This is a genomic window from Neorhizobium sp. DAR64860/K0K1, from assembly GCF_050500205.1.
GTDB classification, from domain to species: Bacteria; Pseudomonadota; Alphaproteobacteria; order Rhizobiales; family Rhizobiaceae; genus Neorhizobium; species Neorhizobium soli.
This window is the reverse complement of record NZ_CP191459.1, coordinates 2,523,861-2,541,346: the sequence shown is the minus strand read 5'-3', so window position 1 is coordinate 2,541,346 and position 17,486 is coordinate 2,523,861. Positions and strand designations below refer to the sequence as shown.

Sequence of the window (17,486 nt, the reverse complement as noted above, 5' to 3'; positions counted from 1 at the left end):
ATCCACGCCTCCCTCTATCCCCTGACGAGCACAGGAATGAGGGAGGTTGGCGCTCCACATAGAAAAAAAGCAGCGTCCGTTCCCGGGCGCTGCTTTTGCGTTGGTAGTTCCTGGCTCCGATGATCAGGCGGCCCGGCGTGTCTTGTCATGCTGGCTGGCAGCGGGCCGGCCGAGTGTGAACTGTGAGATCAGCTCGTGCAGGCGGTGGCTTTCGGTGGCCAATGAGGCGCTGGCGGCACTGGTTTCCTCCACCATCGCTGCATTGCGCTGCGTCACCTGGTCCATCTGGTTGACGGCTGTATTGACCTCGGCAAGACCGACCGACTGCTCGCGCGACGACGTTGCGATCGCGTCCATATGCTGGTTTATGGTAATAATGTAGTCGCCGATCACCTTCAGGGAGCCGCCGGTTTCCCGCACCAGTTTCACACCGCTCTCGACCTCTGTCGTCGAATTCCGGATCAGTTCCTTGATCTCCTTGGCGGCCCGAGCAGAGCGCTGCGCCAGCTCACGGACTTCCTGTGCGACCACCGCAAAGCCCTTGCCGGCCTCGCCGGCGCGGGCGGCCTCGACGCCCGCATTGAGGGCCAAAAGGTTGGTCTGGAAGGCGATCTCGTCGATGACGCCGATGATGCTGGAGATCTGTCCCGAGGACTCCTCAATCCGCTGCATCGCATCGACCGCACTGGCAACGACGATGCCGGACTGGGTGGCGCTGGCATTGGCCTGGATCGCGATCGCGCGGGCTTCGTCGGCGCGCTTGGAGGCGTTGGCGACATTGATGGTAATCTGGTCGAGCGCCGCAGCAGTTTCTTCGAGCGAGGCGGCCTGCTGTTCCGTGCGTTTCGACAGGTCGTCTGAACTGATGCTGATTTCGCGGGTGCCGGTGTCGATCGAGCCTGCCGCCTGTGCGACGGTGGTCAGCGTCTGGTCAAGCTGGTGTACGGCTGTGTTCAGGTCGTGCCGCAGCGCTTCGAAATCAGGTGCGAAAGCGTCCGAGAGATGAAAGCTGAGATCGCCTGCCGCGAGCTTTCGCAGCCCGCCCGCCAGGCTGGAGGTTGCCTCGTGCAGCATCACGCGGGCTGCCGCTTCTGCTTCCCTGGTCACCCGGATGCGATCGGCTTCGTTGCGCTCCCGCGCGGCAATCGCCTCCGCTTCCAGTCGCTTGTTGGTAATCGCTGCCTGCCGGAACACCTCGACAGCCGTCGCCATCTCGCCGATTTCGTCGGTGCGATTGATCCCCGTGATGGACAGCGCCGTGTTGCCTCCGACCAGCTTCTGCATGTCGCCTGCAAGAAAGCGGATCGGCTGAATGATGGTCTTTCGCGATACGAACAGCAGGACAAGCGCAGATACGGCCGTTGCGGCCAGCACAGTCTTGAGGATCGTGTCGATCAGAACCGCCAGCCGGTCGCTGTTGAGCTTGACGCCGTCGGACAGCGACGAGATGCTATCGCCTGCTTTTTCCATGGCGGTTTCGAGGATCGAGAATTGCTGCTGGAATGCAGGCAGCGACAACAGTGCTTGATCCGGGTTGCTCGCTGCCTGCGCGACAATGGCGCTGGCATTGTCGATGTAACCGCGCAGAGGCGTATCCAGGTTTTTAAGAACAGCCTGTATCTCGGGATCGGTCACCAGAGCCTTGTTGTCGTCGATTGCCTTGCGGAACGACTCGACATGCTCTTTCAGATCCGAGGTGACGTCAGCGGTGGAGATCTCGCCTTGTGCATTGCGTGCCATCAGTGCCGAAAGAACATCGGCGCGCAGGGCGTCGTGCATCATGTCGGCCTGCATGTGATTGCGCAAGATCTCGGCGGTGCGCGCGACGGTATCGACATTGTTCGTCAGCGTCGTCGAACCCCAAATCCCGGCTCCGGCAGCACCGCCCGCAAGCACGAACATCGCAAGGCTCGTAAAGATCATCTTGGTACGAATTGTTACCATTTCAATCGTCCTATTGTGCGGATTTGTTGAAATTTAGCATAGTTTACTTAAGAAAAATGAAACGTTCCGACGCCCGGTCCGGTCTGGCTGGTTCTATACTTGGCAACAAAATCAGAGATTTATCCGAACGGTGCTTTGAACCATAGGTGACCTGCCCCTGCGTGAATTGCGATTGATCAAGTGACGTTTGGCCCGGCAGAGTCGCGGTTCGCAACGGCGGCCGCAGCCGGGCGAATGCCGCAAAACTCTTGACCCCCAGTCCCGCCCGTGGCACCTGACGCCACCGGAAATAAGCAAATAGCGACCAGTCCCATGACCGCCACGACCCTGCCAGATCACATGAACCCGAAGCGCTCGTTCCAGGCGCTGATCCTGACCTTGCATGCCTATTGGGCTGACAAGGGATGTGCGGTCCTGCAGCCATACGACATGGAAGTCGGTGCCGGCACGTTCCATCCGGCCACAACGCTGCGCGCGCTTGGTCCGAAGCCTTGGAAAGCTGCCTATGTGCAGCCCTCGCGTCGCCCGTCCGATGGTCGCTACGGCGAAAATCCCAACCGGTTGCAGCACTATTACCAGTATCAGGTCATCCTGAAGCCGAACCCGTCCAACCTGCAGGAACTCTATCTGGGGTCGCTTGCCGCGATCGGTCTCGATCCGCTTCTGCATGACGTGCGCTTTGTCGAGGACGACTGGGAAAGCCCGACGCTCGGCGCCTGGGGTCTCGGCTGGGAATGCTGGTGCGACGGCATGGAAGTCTCGCAGTTCACATACTTCCAACAGGTCTGCGGCATCGAATGCTCGCCGGTCGCCGGCGAACTGACCTACGGTCTCGAGCGGCTGGCCATGTATGTCCAGGGCGTCGACAACGTCTATGACCTGAATTTCAACGGCCGCGAAGGCGAAGAGAAGATCTCCTACGGCGATGTCTTCCTGCAGGCAGAGCAGGAATATTCCCGCCACAACTTCGAATTCGCCAACACCGAAATGCTGCACCGTCACTTCATCGATGCCGAAAAGGAATGCCAGGCGCTGCTCGCTTTCGGCGCGCCGGGGGATCAGGCGAACCAGATGCTGCACAAATGCGTCTTCCCGGCCTATGACCAGTGCATCAAGGCATCCCACGTGTTCAACCTGCTGGATGCCCGCGGCGTGATTTCGGTCACCGAACGCCAGAGCTATATCCTGCGGGTGCGCACACTGGCCAAGGCCTGCGGCGAAGCCTTCCTGCTGACGGATGCCGGTGGTGCCAAACTCGGCCGGGAAGCTGCCTAGAGCGTTTCCGGGCTAACCCACCGATTTCCAGTGACAATTCATTGAACCCGACTTAGTCTCCGCCCGGCTATTATTATCCGGGGGAGTTCTCGTCATGTATATCGCGCTCGGCATTCTTGCCCTCGTGGCTGTCTATCTCGTCGTCATCTATAACGGCCTCGTCAAGGCGCGACAGATGGCCGAGGAAGCCTGGTCCGGCATCGACGTGCAGCTGAAGCGCCGCGCCGATCTGATCCCCAACCTTATCGAGACCGTCAAGGGCTACGCGGCCCATGAAAAGGGCACGTTCGAAGAGGTCGTGCGGTTGCGCAACCAGGCGCAGGCGGTGCCGGCCGGCGATGTCGCGGGCCGTGCCCAGGCCGAAGGCATGCTTTCTCAGGCGCTCGGAAAACTGTTTGCGCTGGCGGAAGCCTATCCGGATCTCAAGGCCAACCAGAATTTCTCCGAACTGCAGGCATCGCTCGAAACCATCGAAAGCGAGATCCAGATGTCGCGCCGCTATTACAACGGTGCTGCGCGCGAACTGAACGTCAAGGTGGAAACCTTCCCCAACAACTTGGTGGCGGGACAGTTCGGCTTTTCCAAACGCGAGTATTTCGAGATCACCAACGAGGCCGATCGCGCTGTACCCACCGTTAAATTCTGAGTGGGGAGCCCGCTGATGGTTCGGCGCCTTGTTCTTGCTGTTGTGCTGTTCTGCGCGGCATGTCTTCCGGCCGCTGCCGAGGAGTATATCCGCAGCTACCATTCCGAAATCGCAATCGCACCGGATGGCGAGCTTAAGGTGACCGAGACGATTGTCGCCAAGTCGGAAGGCAACCGCATCCGCCGCGGCATCTTCCGCGACTTTCCGCTGACCATGGTCGATGCCGAGGGACGCACGGTTCGGGTCGGCTTCGATATCGTCTCCGTCACCCGCGATGGCCGCAATGAACCCTACCGGACCGAGACCATCGCCGGCGGCATCCGCATCTATTCCGGAGACCAGGACGTTTTCCTGCGTGATGGCGAGCATACATTCGTGCTCACCTACAGGACAGACCGGCAGATCCGCTACTTTGACGATCACGACGAACTCTACTGGAACGTCACCGGCAACGGCTGGGATTTCCGCATCGCCCAGGCCTCGGCCAGGGTCACGCTGCCGGGTGGCGGGCAGGTGCAGCAGACGGCGGCCTTTACCGGCCCGCTCGGTTCGACCGCCCGCAATGCCCGCATGCAGGCAAACGGTGACAATGCTGTCTTCTCGACGACGCGACCGCTCGGCCCGCAGGAAGGGCTGACGATTGTTGCCGGCTTTCCGAAAGGCGTCGTGGCCGTACCCTCCAAGGATCAGGAACGCAGCTGGTGGCTACGCGACCATATGGGCACGCTGATCGCCGGCGCCGGTCTCGTCATCGTGCTGGCCTATTACTTCGCCGTCTGGAAACGCGTCGGCCGCGATCCGGCCCGCGGCATCGTCGTTCCGCGCTGGGATGCGCCCGATGGCCTGTCCCCGGCGCTGGTCAACTATATCGACAACAAGGGCTTTTCCGGTGGCGGCTGGACCGCCTTTGCGGCGAGCGCCATCGATCTTGCCGTCAAGGGCTATGTCGTGCTCGATGATCTCTCAAAGCAGATCGTCATCAGGCGCACCGACAAGGGGAGCGGTCGCGATCTGCCCGCCGGTCAGTCCGTCATTCTCGCAGCCGTCGGCGGCAAGGGTGAAAGCTTCGTCATCGACAAGGACAACGGCACCGCCGTCCAGACCGTCGGCAAGAATTTCCGGCAGGCGATCGAACGCGAGCATCGCGGCAAATATTACAACGCCAACTGGGGCTATGTTCTCGGCGGCATCGGCCTCAGCGTCATCTTTCTCATAGCCTTGCTCGTGTTCGGCAATCTGGAACCGGATATGGTCGCCGTGCTGATTGTGCCGGTCTTCGTCGCTGTCTTCTTCGGCTTCATCGCGGTCGGCTTCGGCAAGAAGCTGCGGCGCGGCTCGTCGCTGTTTGGCCGCATCATGACCGTAGTCGTGCTCGGCTTTATCGGCCTCGTCGCGCTCTCCATCGTCTCCTCGGTTCTGGTGGCGCTCGTCTCCGAACTCACCGGCACCGATCACTGGCCGCTGCTCGTATCGGTCGGCGGCATCGTGCTCGCCAACGTCATGTTCTTCTTCCTGATGGGCGCGCCGACACCGATCGGCGCCAAGCTGATGGACGGGATCGAAGGCCTGCGCCTCTATCTGACCGTCGCCGAGAAGGACCGCATGAACATGGCCGGCGCACCGGAAATGTCGCCGCAGCATTTCGAAAAGCTTTTGCCCTATGCAGTGGCGCTCGGCGTCGAGAAGCCGTGGAGCCAGGCATTCGACACCTGGCTTGCGGCAGCCGGTCTCGGCGCCGCCTACACCGCCGCCTGGTATCACGGCGGCGGCTTCAACAGTTTCGGAGACCGCATCGGCGGCTTCTCCTCCTCCATGGCCTCGACCATATCCTCGACCCTGCCACAACCCACATCCTCCTCATCCTCAGGCTTCTCCACCGGCGGCTCCTCGGGTGGCGGCGGCGGTGGAGGCGGGGGAGGCGGCTGGTAAGCGCGACCCGTTGAGGATTGTATCATGGCATGATACAGAAAGGTCTGCGACGTGATACGATCCTTCGGCAATGCGATGACCGAAGCGGTCGCCAACGGCAAACTGCCGAAAGGATTTCCGTCAGATATTTTGCGGCGCGCTGTTCGAAAGCTGACCATGATCGAGAACGCCGTGGAACTCATCGACCTTCGCTCGCCGCCGGGCAATCACCTGGAAGCCTTGAGGGGAGATCGTTCTGGCCAGCATTCAATCCGCATCAACGATCAGTGGCGGGTATGTTTCGTCTGGTCGGATGGCGGTGCCGAACAGGTCGAGATCGTCGACTATCATTGAGGGAGAACAGTCATGGCAAGTGTGCTTCCACCGGTACATCCGGGCGAAATCCTTCGCGAGGAATATCTTGTTCCCTTGCGGATGAGCGCCAGCGCGCTGGCCAAGAAACTCAACGTTCCCCGCACACGGATTGAGCGACTGGCCGCAGAGCAGACGGCAGTGACGCCAGATACGGCCCTCAGGCTCGCGCGCTTCTTCAATACGACGCCCGAATTCTGGATGAACCTGCAGATCAGCTACGACCTGAAGATCGAGATTGCGGCAAAGAAGGATGAGATCGCGGCGATCCCCGTCATGAGTGCTGCCTAAGCATCGACAGACTTTCACCAACCCAAGTGATGACTTTTGCCGGCGGGCTTGCTAAGTCCGCCGCGACGTTATTTTCCAGCGCAAAGACATGAAACCATGCCCGATCTGCTCCTAGAACTCCGCTCCGAGGAAATTCCGGCCCGCATGCAGCGCAAGGCTGCCGGCGATCTGAGGAAACTCGTTACCGATGCGCTGGTGGATGCGGGCCTGACCTATGAGGGCGTTCGCGAATACTGGACGCCGCGGCGCCTCACCCTGGATATCCGCGGTCTCAACGCGCGCTCGGCCGATCAGCGCGAGGAGATCAAGGGCCCATCCACCAAGGCGCCGGAACAGGCGATCGCCGGCTTCCTGCGCAAGGCAGGCCTTGCCGATATCTCGCAAGCCCAGGTCGCCAGCGACCCGAAAAAGGGCGATTTCTACGTGGCCGTCGTCTCCAAGCCCGGCCGTGCGGCGGAAGAGATCATCGAAGCGGTCATGCCCGGCATCATCCGCTCCTTCCCCTGGCCGAAATCCATGCGCTGGGGTGCCGCCTCCATGCCGAAGGGCGCAAGCTTCGGCGGTATCGAGGGCAAGGGGTCTGAAAGCCTGCGCTGGGTGCGCCCGCTGCAATCGATCGTCTGCATGTTCGGCACCGAGCATGAAGAAACCAAGGTCATTCCGTTCCAGATCGACGGCATCACCGCAGGCAATGTCACCTATGGCCACCGCTTCCATGCGCCTGAGGCCATAACCGTGCGCCGCTTCGACGACTATGTGTCGAACCTCGAAAAGGCGAAGGTCATGCTCGATGCGGATCGCCGCAAGGACATGATCCTGCACGATGCCCGCGACATCGCCTTCGCCAACGGTCTCGACCTCGTCGAGGACGAAGGCCTGCTGGAGGAAGTCTCCGGCCTCGTCGAATGGCCGCATGTTCTGCTCGGCACGTTCGAGCAAGACTATCTGGAAATCCCGGCCGAGATCATCCGTCTCACCATCAAGACAAACCAGAAATGCTTCGTCACCCGTCGTCAGGGTGCTGACGATGGCAGCCTGTCCAACCACTTCATCCTCATCTCGAATATCGAGGCCAAGGATGGCGGCAAGGAAATCGTTCACGGCAACGGCAAGGTCGTGCGCGCGCGCCTCTCCGACGCCCGCCATTTCTGGACCCGCGACCAGGGCGACCTGCCGGATCTCGCGACACTCGAAGCCTCGGCCCAAAAATTCGGCCTCGATCTCAAGAAGCCGCTCGACCAGCGCATGGCAAAGCTCGATGCGCTTAACGTCACCTTCCACGCCAAGCTCGGCAGCCAGGGTGAACGCGTCACCCGCATCCGCGCACTGGCAAAGGAACTGGCACCGATCACCGGCGCCGATCCGGTTCTGGTCGATCGTGCCGCCGTGCTCGCCAAGGCGGACCTGCGCACCGAAGCCGTCGGCGAATTCCCGGAACTGCAGGGCCTGATGGGCCGCCGCTACGCCGTGCTGCAGGGCGAGGATGCATCGGTCGCCGCCGCCATCGAGGACCACTGGAAGCCGAACGGCCCCTCCGACCGCCTGCCGGAAGACAAGGTCGGCCTGACGCTGGCGCTCGCCGACAAGCTGGATACGCTCGTCGGCTTCTGGGCCATCGACGAAAAGCCGACCGGCTCCAAGGACCCCTATGCGCTGCGCCGTGCAGCGCTGGGTGTCGTGCGGATTTTGCTGGAGCGGAAGGTGCGGTTGCCGTTGCTTGCGGTCACCAAGGATTCAGATCTCCTCTCCTTCTTCCACGACCGCCTCAAAGTCTATCTGCGCGATCTCGGCGCCCGTCATGACATCATCGATGCGGTGCTGACGCCGGACGCTGACGATCTGCTGCTCGTGGCCCGTCGTGCGGAAGCGCTGACCGCCTTCATCACCTCCGAGGACGGTAAGAACCTGCTTGCCGGCACCAAGCGCGCCACCCAGCTGCTGGCCGCAGAGGAGAAGAAGGGTACCGTCGTTGCCAATGGCGTTTCGGAAGCTCTCCTGACGCTCGATGCCGAAAAGGCGCTCTGGGCAGCGATTTCGCAAGCCTCGAAGGAAGCGTCGGACGCGGTTGCCAAGGAAGATTTCTGCTCGGCCATGGAAGCCCTGTCGAAGCTGCGCGCTCCGGTCGATACGTTCTTCGGGGACGTGCTCGTCAATGACGAGGATGCAGCGATCCGCGCCAACCGCCTCGCTCTCCTGAAGGCGATCCGCGAGGCGACAGCCACCGTTGCGGACTTCTCCCGCATCGTGTCCTAACCTTTGTTCTCCATCGGCTCCGTGCTATCTTCATAGCGTGGAGCCGATAGGACAACGCCCATGAATAAGCCCGTGCAGATCACCCTTGGCGAACCCTTCGCAGACTTCGTCCCAATGCTGCACGAAAAGGCCGACGCCCTCCGGCATCTCGATCCATCCGCATGACACGACAAAAGATCCTCATCAGCGCCTGCCTTCTCGGCCATGCCGTCCGCTACGATGGCACGGGCAAGCCACTTGTTAATCCGGCGATCGAGCGATGGCGGGAGGAGGGGCGTCTGGTGACGATTTGTCCCGAACTTGCCGGCGGCATGAGTGTGCCGCGTCCGCCGGCCGAAATCGAGAATGGCATGACGGGAGATGACGTGCTCGCCGGTCGCGCCCGCGTGCTCGAAATCACCGGCGGCGACGTGACGGCGGAGTTTGTGGCCGGTGCCCGCCGGGCGCTGGATTTTGCCAGGGAAAACGGTTGCACCCATGCGCTGCTGATCGACGGCAGCCCGTCCTGCGGCTCGGGCCTGATCTATGACGGGTCGTTTTCCGGGAGAAAGCACGCCGGCAACGGCGTCACCGCGGCGCTGCTTATCTCCGCGGGAATAGAGGTGTTTTCCCATACCGAGATCGACCGTCTCACTGTGCGGGTTTGATCCGTCCCGATGGGGCACACACTTGATCCCGTTCATCCTTCGGAAACTTAAAGCATATGCGGTTTCGCTAACCATTCAAAACGGCAGGTTTTCCTTAACCGCGATTTTTAAGCAGTCTCGAACAGCGCCCGCTTATTGTGAGCCTATCAGAGGACATAAGTCCCGCAGAGATACGCAGCCGGAAACACCGGAAACGGCTCTCAGGTAAAACAAGGGTAGCACAACCGATGACGAATACCGTTCTGAAGCCCGTCTGGGCAGGGTCGACATTGAGGATCGATCCGTCACGTTTTCCGCAGCAGGTCACCTATGCGATGAACGAGACGTCAGGAGATGTAACAATCACCATCGACGAGCGCGGAGCTGTTCTGCGCAAGATCCTTCCGGAAAGCGGTCTGCCGCTTTCCTTCGCTCTCCCGGCCCGCGCCTTCAAAGGTGTGGCCGCCCGCGCCATCGATCATGGCGATGGCGACGTCACTGTCACGCTTGAATTGCATCACGACGATCCGGATCTCTGCATCCCGCTTCTCGTTGCCCACGATCTCTGCGATATCGCAGCAGACTGGCGCACCTGGTCGGATGCGTTCCGCATCCCGATGCTGATGGTCGAAGCCGATGGCATTGCCCGTCCGCTGGAAAACCACCTCGGCGATCTTCGCACCGCCACGACCAAGCCGCGCCGCCGCCACTCCTATTTCGCAGAGCGCCGCCCGCGTTTCCTGGTCCGCCGCGCAACCGGCAGCCTCGGTGTCATCATGAAGATCGAAGGCAAGGAAATCATCGCGCGGCGTTAAGAGACGTACTCTTAAGAACCACCGCCCGCGAAAGTGCGAAGCCCGGCCGAACAGCCGGGCTTTTCCATGTTTACAATATAAGGCCCAAAATCAGTCCGCCGAACAGGACGGCGCCGACGTGTGTATTGAACTTGAACAGTTTGAGACACTGGTCGGGATTGTCGATATCGATGATCAGGATCTGCCAGGCGAGCATGACGGTCGCGGCGATCAATCCGACATAGGCGAAGAAACCCGCATCGCCGGCAATGTAGGAAAACAGCAGAAACACCAGCGTCAGACCGTAAAGCCCGATCAGCCAGGCCTTGGTATTGTCCCCGAACAGTCTTGCCGTGGAGCGCACGCCAACCAGAGCGTCGTCCTCCTTGTCCTGATGGGCATAGATCGTGTCGTAACCGATCGTCCAGGCAACGGCTGCCGCATAAAGCCATATCGGCGCCCAGGAAAGGCTCCCGAACACGCCGGCCCAGCCCATCAGCGCACCCCAGGAAAACGCCAGTCCCAGAAAGAACTGCGGCCAGTCGGTAAACCGCTTGGCAAACGGATAGATCGCGACGACCAGAAGCGACGCAATGCCGAGAAGGATGGAAAACGTATTGAACTGCAACAGCACGATCAGGCCGACCAGCGCCTGAACCGCCAGAAACACCTTCGCCTCGAAGCGGGAGACCCGGCCGGAGGGAAGTGGCCGCGAGCGGGTGCGCGCCACCTCATTGTCAATTTCGTGGTCGATCAGGTCGTTATAGGTGCAGCCGGCGCCGCGCATCGCCACGGCACCGATGAAGAACAGCACCAGATGCGAGATCAGCTGCCAGGGCTGGAACAGCCCCTCGTCCACCGCGGCATTGGCGGCAAGGGCTGCCGACCAGAAACACGGCCACATCAGCAACTGCCAGCCGATCGGCCGGTCCCAGCGCGCCAGCTGCGCGTAGGGCCAGGCGGCGCGCGGCAGCACCTGATAGACGAAATTGTCGGATGGAGCGTCTGAGACGCGGCCGCCGAAAGCATCGGAATTTGGTTTCTCGGTCATAGCCGATGTCATGCCCCCCGTGGTGGAAATCGTCAAGCGGGACGATCCGGACAGGGTGGTGCGACCCGCCGCGAGCCGTCTCTTCCAGCCTATGATCTTCCCCATAGACCCCGCTCAGCGCGTCCAGCCTCAACCTGCAATCTGCTCGAGCGGCATGCGGCCCTGTTCGAATGCGTAGAGCTCGGCCTCCCGCTCATAGATATAGTCGCGATTGTCCGGTACGGCCGTCCGCTTCTTGACGATCTGGATCTGGAAAATGTGAAAGGCCTCATGCGTGAAGGCCATTTCCGACGCGGCCAGATAGAACTCCCACATTCTCGCGAAGCGTTCGTCATAGAGCGCGATTGCCTTGTCCCGGTTCGCCATGAAGCGCTCGCGCCAGTGCCGCAGCGTATGCGCGTAGTGCATCGGCAGGATCTCGATGTCGGAAACCAGAAGTCCCGCTTTCTCGATCGCCGGCAGAACTTCTGAAAGCGAGGGAATGTAGCCACCCGGAAAGATGTATTTGTCCATCCAGGGATTGTTATAGACCGCCGGGTAGGGCTGGCCGATCGAGTGCAGCACCATCACGCCGTCGTCGGACAGCACGTCGGTGACCTTGTTGAAGAACTTTCGGTAGTTTAGCCGTCCCACATGCTCGAACATGCCCACCGAGACGATCCGGTCGTAGCGCTGGTCGGCGGGAAGGTGATAATAGTCCTGCAGCTCGAAGCGCACACTGCCCGCAAGCCCGCGTCGTGCCGCACGCTCTTTGGAAATCTTCAGCTGTTCGGTGGAAAGCGTGATGCCGGTTACGTCGACGCCGGACGATTCCGCCAGATACATCGCCATGCCGCCCCATCCGGAGCCGATCTCCAGGGCTTTGTGCCCGGGTTCTGCCAGAAGCTTTGCCACGATATGACGCTTCTTGGCGATCTGGGCCTCATCCAGCGAAATACCGGGCGGGTTGAAATAGGCGCAGGAATATTGCCAGTCCTCGTCCAGAAACAACGCGAACAGCCGTTCGTCGAGGTCGTAATGGTGGGCGACGTTGCGGCGGTTGTGGTTGATCGGGACACGATTGCGAAACTGCGATGCGATTATTCTGCCAAGGCTGCGCATGAGGATCTGGAAGGTCAGTCCTTCCTTCAGCGTGTTGTCCTTGATGAGCGCCAGGAACTCGTAAATGTCGCCCTGTTCGACGATGATCCGGCCGTCCATATAGAGTTCGCCGAGCTGCAGTTGCGGGTCGGAAACCAGCGCCTTTTCAGCCGCTTCATCGGTAAAGCGGATTGCAACGGTCCGTCCGCCGCCGCTGCCGTAATAGGTTTCCCCGCCCGAGCCGCGGACGATGAGAGTGCCATTTCTGATGATCTTGGAAAGCAGTCTGTGAAGGGACAAGGTCATGGACCCACTTCCTGAACACGATGGATGCCTTGCTGATCATCAAAATCTACCGTCTTTCAATTCAACTGCAAGCGCAAAAAAACGCAACTGGAAGTAGCTCCGTCGAGCCAGTGCTCAACGGAGTGCTTTCGAGGTTATCCAGGGCGTCGCAGGCTCAGCGGCGCTTCATAGCTTCGGCAAGCGCTGCACCGAACGCGCCCTGAGATGGCTTGCTGTCGGTCTTTGCAAACTTCGGGTTGACGGGCTTGTCGCGATCACCGCCGCGGGGGCCCGGAGGCGGGGCTTCGCCGCCGTCCTTGCGCATGCTGAGCGCGATGCGTTTGCGCTTCACATCCACCTCGACGACGCGCACCTTCACCACGTCGCCGGCCTTCACTACCTCGTGCGGGTCTTTCACGAACTTGTCCGCCAGCTGCGAGACATGAACCAGCCCGTCCTGATGCACGCCGATATCGACGAAGGCGCCGAACGCCGCCACGTTGGTGACGGTGCCTTCCAGCTGCATGCCGGGCTTGAGGTCGGTGATCTCGTCGATCCCGTCGGCAAAGGTTGCGGTCTTGAAGCTGGGACGCGGATCGCGACCGGGCTTTTCCAGTTCCGCGATAATGTCCTTGATCGTCGGCAGACCGAACGTGTCGTCGATGAACTGGCGCGGATCGACAGATTTGAGTGCTGCGCTGTCACCCATCAGGGAACGCAGGTCTCGGCCGCAGGCGGCAACGATCTTCTTCGCGACACCATAGGCTTCCGGATGCACGGAAGACGCGTCGAGCGGTTCCTTGCCGTTGACGATGCGCAGGAACCCGGCCGCCTGTTCGAACGTGCGGTTGCCGAGCCTTGCGACCTTCAGGAGCTCCCGGCGCGTGGTAAAGGCGCCGTTCTGGTCACGATGCGCAACGATCGCCTCGGCAATCGATTTGCTGAGGCCCGACACGCGCGACAGAAGCGGTGCCGATGCCATGTTGAGATCGACGCCGACGGCATTCACGGCATCTTCCACAACGGCTTCGAGCGAACGCGACAGCTTGTTCTGATCGACATCGTGCTGGTACTGGCCAACGCCGATCGATTTCGGCTCGATCTTGACCAGTTCGGCCAGCGGATCCTGCAGCCTACGGGCAATCGACACGGCACCGCGCAGCGACACGTCGAGGCCGGGGAACTCGTCTGCTGCCGCCTGGGATGCCGAATAGATCGAAGCGCCGGCCTCCGACACGATCACCTTGGTCGGTTTGGCTCCCGGCAGGTTGGCCAGCATGTCGGCCACCAGCTTTTCCGTCTCGCGGCTGCCGGTGCCGTTGCCGATCGAGATGAGCTCTATCTTGTGTTTGGCGATCAGGCTTGCGAGTTCCGCCTGGGTGCCGCGCACATCGTTGCGGGGCGGGAAGGGGTAGACGGTGGTGGTTTCGAGAAGCTTGCCCGTGGCATCGACGATCGCCACCTTGACGCCGGTGCGGATGCCCGGATCGAGGCCCATCGTCGCGCGCGAACCGGCGGGAGCGGCCAGCAGCAGGTCTTTCAGATTGCGGGCAAACACATGGATCGCCTCCTGCTCTGCGCGTTCACGCATTTCCCGCATCAGGTCGAGCGAGAGGGAGACGGAAAGCTTCACCCGCCACGTCCAGCCGGCGACCTCCATCAGCCAGCGGTCGGCGGCACCCTTGTCGCTGATATGGAAAGCAAGCGCGATAATCCGCTGCGCCGGCTTGATCGGCGAGGTGTCGTCTGCATCCACCTCGATCGTCAGCGTCAGGAATTCCTCGTTCCAGCCGCGCAGCATGGCAAGCGCACGGTGTCCCGGCGTGGTGGCCCAGCGCTCCGTATGCTCGAAATAGTCGGAGAACTTGGCACCGGCCTCCTGCTTGCCGGCGACCACGCGGGCTTTGAGCACGGCCCCGTCGCGCATGTGCTGGCGCAGCCGCTTCAACAGGTCGGCATTTTCCGAGAATGCTTCGGCGACGATATCGCGCGCGCCGTCCAGCGCAATTTTCACGTCGGTCACTTCACCCTTAACGAATGTCTCGGCCAGCTTGGCCGGATCGAGCGTGCGGTCGGCCCAGATCGCATCGGCCAGCGGACCAAGACCGCGCTCGCGGGCGATTTCGGCGCGGGTGCGGCGTTTGGGCTTGAAGGGAAGATACAGGTCTTCGAGTTCGGCCTTGGTCACCGCCTTGCCGATCTTGGCCGCAAGCTCGCCGGTGAGTTTGTCCTGGCCTTTGATCGAATCGACGATCGATGCGCGGCGTGCTTCCAGTTCGCGAAGATAGATCAGCCGTTCGGCAAGGTTGCGCAACTGGGTGTCATCCAGTCCGCCGGTCACTTCCTTTCGGTAGCGCGCGATGAAGGGCACGGTCGCGCCCTCGTCCAGAAGCCCGATTGCGGCAATGGCCTGGTCCGGGCGGGCGTTGATTTCCGCGGCGATCACGGCGGCGAGAAGGCGGTTTTCGACGGCCATGCAAGTCCTCGTTGGATAGGAGGCGAGACCATAGTCAAACTTTGCGGCAAGACAACCGACCATCGGAACGGTTCACAGGTTACCCAGGCAGTCGTCTCGGAATGGGGCGTCATTTACCGGTCGGTAACCGCGAACCGGTGGAAAAAGAGATGACACCTTCTCGCATTGTGCCAGAATCCTATAGTTGCTCCTGCCACATGATTTGGCGTGTAAGGAGGTATGAATGCCTAGCAAAATAGCCCATATACTGGCGTCCGACGATGCCGTTGGCTCCGAAGAACTGGAGGCGGCGATCATCTATCTCGACGAAAAACTGCAGGACGCGGCGCGGCGCAACGAGCCTGTCCCATTTCTGGCCTTTCGTAACAAAGTGATATTCAAAGCAACGTTGAGATTGCGCAGCGACAGTTTTCGTCAGCAACCGGACCGGCCGTCTTGAATGCCGCTTTTGCCGGCGAGACTTGACCTTTTCCGTCCCTCGCCTTAACCGCCAGCACAGATGATAAATCGAGGGCGGCAGATGAAGGTTCTTCTTATCGGCACGGGCGGTCGCGAACATGCGCTGGCATGGAAGCTTGCCCAATCACCGAAACTGACGAAACTCTTTGCCGCTCCCGGCAATCCCGGCATGGCCGAAAATGCCGAACTGGTCGCGCTCGATGTCGACGACCATGAGGCGGTCATTGCATTTTGCCGCAGCGAGGCGATCGATTTCGTGGTCGTCGGCCCGGAAGCGCCGCTGGTCGCCGGCATTGCCGATCGCATCCGGCAGGAGGGCATCGCCGTCTTCGGGCCATCCGCAGCGGCTGCCCAGCTCGAGGGGTCCAAGGGCTTCACCAAGGATATCTGCGCCCGCTACAACATCCCGACCGGCGCCTACCAGCGCTTTACGGACGGCACTGCTGCCAAAGCCTATGTCGAGGCGCAGGGCGCTCCGATCGTCGTCAAGGCCGATGGTCTGGCGGCCGGCAAGGGCGTCACCGTCGCCATGACCGTGGAAGAAGCGCTGGCGGCGATTGACGACTGTTTCGATGGCGCCTTCGGGGCCGCCGGTGCCGAGGTCGTGGTCGAAGCCTATCTCGATGGCGAGGAAGCAAGCTTCTTCTGCCTCTCCGACGGCAAGACGGCGCTGGCATTGGCAACCGCGCAGGATCACAAGCGAGTCGGCGATGGCGATACCGGCCCCAACACCGGTGGCATGGGTGCCTATTCGCCGGCCCCGGTGATGACGCAAGATATGGTCGAGCGGACGATGAAGGAGATCATCGAGCCGACCATTCGCGGCATGGCGGAAAGCGGCTATCCGTTCACCGGCGTGTTCTTCGCAGGCCTGATGATCACGGCCAAGGGGCCGGAACTGATCGAATACAATGTCCGCTTCGGAGATCCGGAAACCCAGGTGCTGATGATGCGGCTGAAGAGCGATCTGCTGGAGATTCTTTACGCCGCCGCCACCGGCACGCTCGACGAGGTGAAGGCGGAATGGAGCGACGATGTGGCGCTCACCGTCGTCATGGCCTCGAAAGGTTATCCGGCCGCCTATGACAAGGGAACGCCGATCGCCTCGCTGCCATCAGCAGGCGAGGGCGAGAAGATCTTCCATGCCGGCACGGCGATGCAGGATGGCGCGCTGGTTGCAACCGGCGGCCGCGTTCTCAACGTCACCGCGACAGGCAGAACGGTTGCGGAAGCCCAGGCAAAGGCCTACCGGCTGGTCGACGCGGTGGATTGGGAAAACGGCTTCTGCCGCCGCGATATCGGCTGGCGCGCCATCGAGCGCGAAACCCGCTAGAGACGGTTCAGCAGCCGCGGCTTCGTTCAAAATTTACCAATTCTCCTGACGGGTTGGAAACGAAGCATTGCTATAGATTGTCGGACCAAACTCGGGAGTCCGGCGATGCATCGCGTTCTGATCACGGCAGCAACGGTAGCCGCAGCACTGCTGGCCGGCGGCGCCCAGGCGTCGTCCGTCACCGCAACCAATGGCAGTCAGAAATCCTCGAGCATCGTATCGTGGCATTGCAGCGACTGCGAGCCTCCGGCCGCAAAGCCCGATCTGTCCAACTACAAGGTTCCGGTCCTCGAGCCCGGCACACAGAAGACCGAGATCATCGAAATCAACGGCGAAAAGCGTCTTGTCCGCACCGAAGCATGGTTCGGTGGATCGCCCGTCGTCTTCGTCGGAAAAGTCCCGGCCTGGATGGATGCCGGAAAAACCATTGCGAATGTGCCAGCGCCGACCTCCACCTCGTTCGAAGAGATGATCGAGAATGCGCCACCGCCGCGCGATGGCATCGATCTGGAGGCCACCACGAGCGCTGTTGCGCCAGCCCCTCAAGTTGCGGAAATCTCGGCGAAACCGATCACTTTCGAAGACTTCAGCCTCAGGCTGAAACGGGCAGAATAAACAGTCAGCAAGTCGTTGCAGGCAGTCAAGAAAAGGCCGCACAGTTACTGTGCGGCCATACGTTTTTCTGCGTTATTG

At 61.2% G+C, this 17,486-nt stretch carries 15 protein-coding genes; 11 read left to right on the top strand and 4 right to left on the bottom strand.

Annotated elements, in window-relative coordinates; genetic code table 11:
* Window positions 1-123: 123 nt before the first annotated feature.
* Window positions 124-1,944 carry a methyl-accepting chemotaxis protein gene (locus tag ACQY1J_RS17015; protein WP_430250392.1) on the bottom strand — a complete coding sequence of 607 codons (1,821 nt, stop codon included), beginning with the start codon at window positions 1,942-1,944 and terminating at the stop codon, window positions 124-126.
* Between the two features lie 339 nt (window positions 1,945-2,283).
* Here ACQY1J_RS17015 and ACQY1J_RS17010 point away from each other — a divergent pair, with 339 nt between their 5' ends.
* The 8 genes from ACQY1J_RS17010 to ACQY1J_RS16975 all read left to right on the top strand — a co-directional run bounded on the left by ACQY1J_RS17010 (window position 2,284) and on the right by ACQY1J_RS16975 (window position 10,130).
* Window positions 2,284-3,219, top strand: coding sequence for a glycine--tRNA ligase subunit alpha (locus ACQY1J_RS17010; RefSeq protein WP_062454837.1), 936 nt, complete (start codon window positions 2,284-2,286; stop codon window positions 3,217-3,219).
* A gap of 94 nt (window positions 3,220-3,313) precedes the next feature.
* A complete protein-coding gene (locus tag ACQY1J_RS17005) occupies window positions 3,314-3,865 on the top strand; it encodes a LemA family protein (RefSeq protein ID WP_062453675.1) in 552 nt (183 codons plus the stop codon).
* 15 nt (window positions 3,866-3,880) lie between these two features.
* Window positions 3,881-5,794: a DUF2207 domain-containing protein gene (locus tag ACQY1J_RS17000; protein WP_430250391.1), complete on the top strand. Its 1,914-nt coding sequence runs from the start codon at window positions 3,881-3,883 to the stop codon at window positions 5,792-5,794.
* Between the two features lie 51 nt (window positions 5,795-5,845).
* Window positions 5,846-6,127 carry a type II toxin-antitoxin system RelE/ParE family toxin gene (locus tag ACQY1J_RS16995; RefSeq protein ID WP_430250390.1) on the top strand — a complete coding sequence of 94 codons (282 nt, stop codon included), beginning with the start codon at window positions 5,846-5,848 and terminating at the stop codon, window positions 6,125-6,127.
* 12 nt (window positions 6,128-6,139) lie between these two features.
* The gene (locus ACQY1J_RS16990; RefSeq protein ID WP_430250389.1) at window positions 6,140-6,436 is read left to right on the top strand and encodes a HigA family addiction module antitoxin; all 297 of its coding nucleotides are present in this window, start codon (window positions 6,140-6,142) and stop codon (window positions 6,434-6,436) included.
* 96 nt (window positions 6,437-6,532) lie between these two features.
* Complete coding sequence (gene glyS, locus ACQY1J_RS16985) at window positions 6,533-8,689, top strand: glycine--tRNA ligase subunit beta (protein ID WP_430250388.1); 2,157 nt, start codon at window positions 6,533-6,535, stop codon at window positions 8,687-8,689.
* 161 nt (window positions 8,690-8,850) lie between these two features.
* The gene (locus ACQY1J_RS16980; protein WP_430250387.1) at window positions 8,851-9,336 is read left to right on the top strand and encodes a DUF523 domain-containing protein; all 486 of its coding nucleotides are present in this window, start codon (window positions 8,851-8,853) and stop codon (window positions 9,334-9,336) included.
* A gap of 227 nt (window positions 9,337-9,563) precedes the next feature.
* Entirely contained in the window at window positions 9,564-10,130 is a 567-nt protein-coding gene (locus ACQY1J_RS16975; protein WP_113166703.1) for a DUF6101 family protein, read from the top strand.
* A 70-nt stretch (window positions 10,131-10,200) separates the two neighbouring features.
* Here ACQY1J_RS16975 and ubiA read toward each other — a convergent pair whose 3' ends face one another.
* From ubiA to ACQY1J_RS16960, 3 genes are all read right to left on the bottom strand, one after another.
* Complete coding sequence (gene ubiA, locus ACQY1J_RS16970) at window positions 10,201-11,160, bottom strand: 4-hydroxybenzoate octaprenyltransferase (protein WP_430250386.1); 960 nt, start codon at window positions 11,158-11,160, stop codon at window positions 10,201-10,203.
* A gap of 129 nt (window positions 11,161-11,289) precedes the next feature.
* Window positions 11,290-12,546: an SAM-dependent methyltransferase gene (locus ACQY1J_RS16965; protein ID WP_174195731.1), complete on the bottom strand. Its 1,257-nt coding sequence runs from the start codon at window positions 12,544-12,546 to the stop codon at window positions 11,290-11,292.
* A 154-nt stretch (window positions 12,547-12,700) separates the two neighbouring features.
* Window positions 12,701-15,001: a Tex family protein gene (locus ACQY1J_RS16960; protein WP_430250385.1), complete on the bottom strand. Its 2,301-nt coding sequence runs from the start codon at window positions 14,999-15,001 to the stop codon at window positions 12,701-12,703.
* A 223-nt stretch (window positions 15,002-15,224) separates the two neighbouring features.
* Here ACQY1J_RS16960 and ACQY1J_RS16955 point away from each other — a divergent pair, with 223 nt between their 5' ends.
* The 3 genes from ACQY1J_RS16955 (at window position 15,225) to ACQY1J_RS16945 (ending at window position 17,408) form a co-directional block, all read left to right on the top strand.
* Window positions 15,225-15,440, top strand: a complete 216-nt coding sequence (locus ACQY1J_RS16955) for a hypothetical protein (RefSeq protein ID WP_062453668.1) — start codon at window positions 15,225-15,227, stop codon at window positions 15,438-15,440.
* Window positions 15,441-15,521: 81 nt separating this feature from the next.
* Window positions 15,522-16,793, top strand: coding sequence for a phosphoribosylamine--glycine ligase (gene purD / locus ACQY1J_RS16950; RefSeq protein WP_430250384.1), 1,272 nt, complete (start codon window positions 15,522-15,524; stop codon window positions 16,791-16,793).
* 105 nt (window positions 16,794-16,898) lie between these two features.
* Entirely contained in the window at window positions 16,899-17,408 is a 510-nt protein-coding gene (locus tag ACQY1J_RS16945; protein ID WP_430250383.1) for a plant virulence effector HPE1-like domain-containing protein, read from the top strand.
* Window positions 17,409-17,486: the final 78 nt, after the last annotated feature.

Bases quoted from the DNA above. Each gene is read 5' to 3' on its own strand.
- ACQY1J_RS17015 (WP_430250392.1), bottom strand. From the start codon at position 1,944: ATGGTAACAATTCGTACCAAGATGATCTTTACGAGCCTTGCGATGTTC.
- ACQY1J_RS17010 (WP_062454837.1), top strand. From the start codon at position 2,284: ATGAACCCGAAGCGCTCGTTCCAGGCGCTGATCCTGACCTTGCATGCC.
- ACQY1J_RS17005 (WP_062453675.1), top strand. From the start codon at position 3,314: ATGTATATCGCGCTCGGCATTCTTGCCCTCGTGGCTGTCTATCTCGTC.
- ACQY1J_RS17000 (WP_430250391.1), top strand. From the start codon at position 3,881: ATGGTTCGGCGCCTTGTTCTTGCTGTTGTGCTGTTCTGCGCGGCATGT.
- ACQY1J_RS16990 (WP_430250389.1), top strand. From the start codon at position 6,140: ATGGCAAGTGTGCTTCCACCGGTACATCCGGGCGAAATCCTTCGCGAG.
- glyS (WP_430250388.1), top strand. From the start codon at position 6,533: ATGCCCGATCTGCTCCTAGAACTCCGCTCCGAGGAAATTCCGGCCCGC.
- ACQY1J_RS16980 (WP_430250387.1), top strand. From the start codon at position 8,851: ATGACACGACAAAAGATCCTCATCAGCGCCTGCCTTCTCGGCCATGCC.
- ACQY1J_RS16975 (WP_113166703.1), top strand. From the start codon at position 9,564: ATGACGAATACCGTTCTGAAGCCCGTCTGGGCAGGGTCGACATTGAGG.
- ubiA (WP_430250386.1), bottom strand. From the start codon at position 11,160: ATGACCGAGAAACCAAATTCCGATGCTTTCGGCGGCCGCGTCTCAGAC.
- ACQY1J_RS16965 (WP_174195731.1), bottom strand. From the start codon at position 12,546: ATGACCTTGTCCCTTCACAGACTGCTTTCCAAGATCATCAGAAATGGC.
- ACQY1J_RS16960 (WP_430250385.1), bottom strand. From the start codon at position 15,001: ATGGCCGTCGAAAACCGCCTTCTCGCCGCCGTGATCGCCGCGGAAATC.
- ACQY1J_RS16955 (WP_062453668.1), top strand. From the start codon at position 15,225: ATGCCTAGCAAAATAGCCCATATACTGGCGTCCGACGATGCCGTTGGC.
- purD (WP_430250384.1), top strand. From the start codon at position 15,522: ATGAAGGTTCTTCTTATCGGCACGGGCGGTCGCGAACATGCGCTGGCA.
- ACQY1J_RS16945 (WP_430250383.1), top strand. From the start codon at position 16,899: ATGCATCGCGTTCTGATCACGGCAGCAACGGTAGCCGCAGCACTGCTG.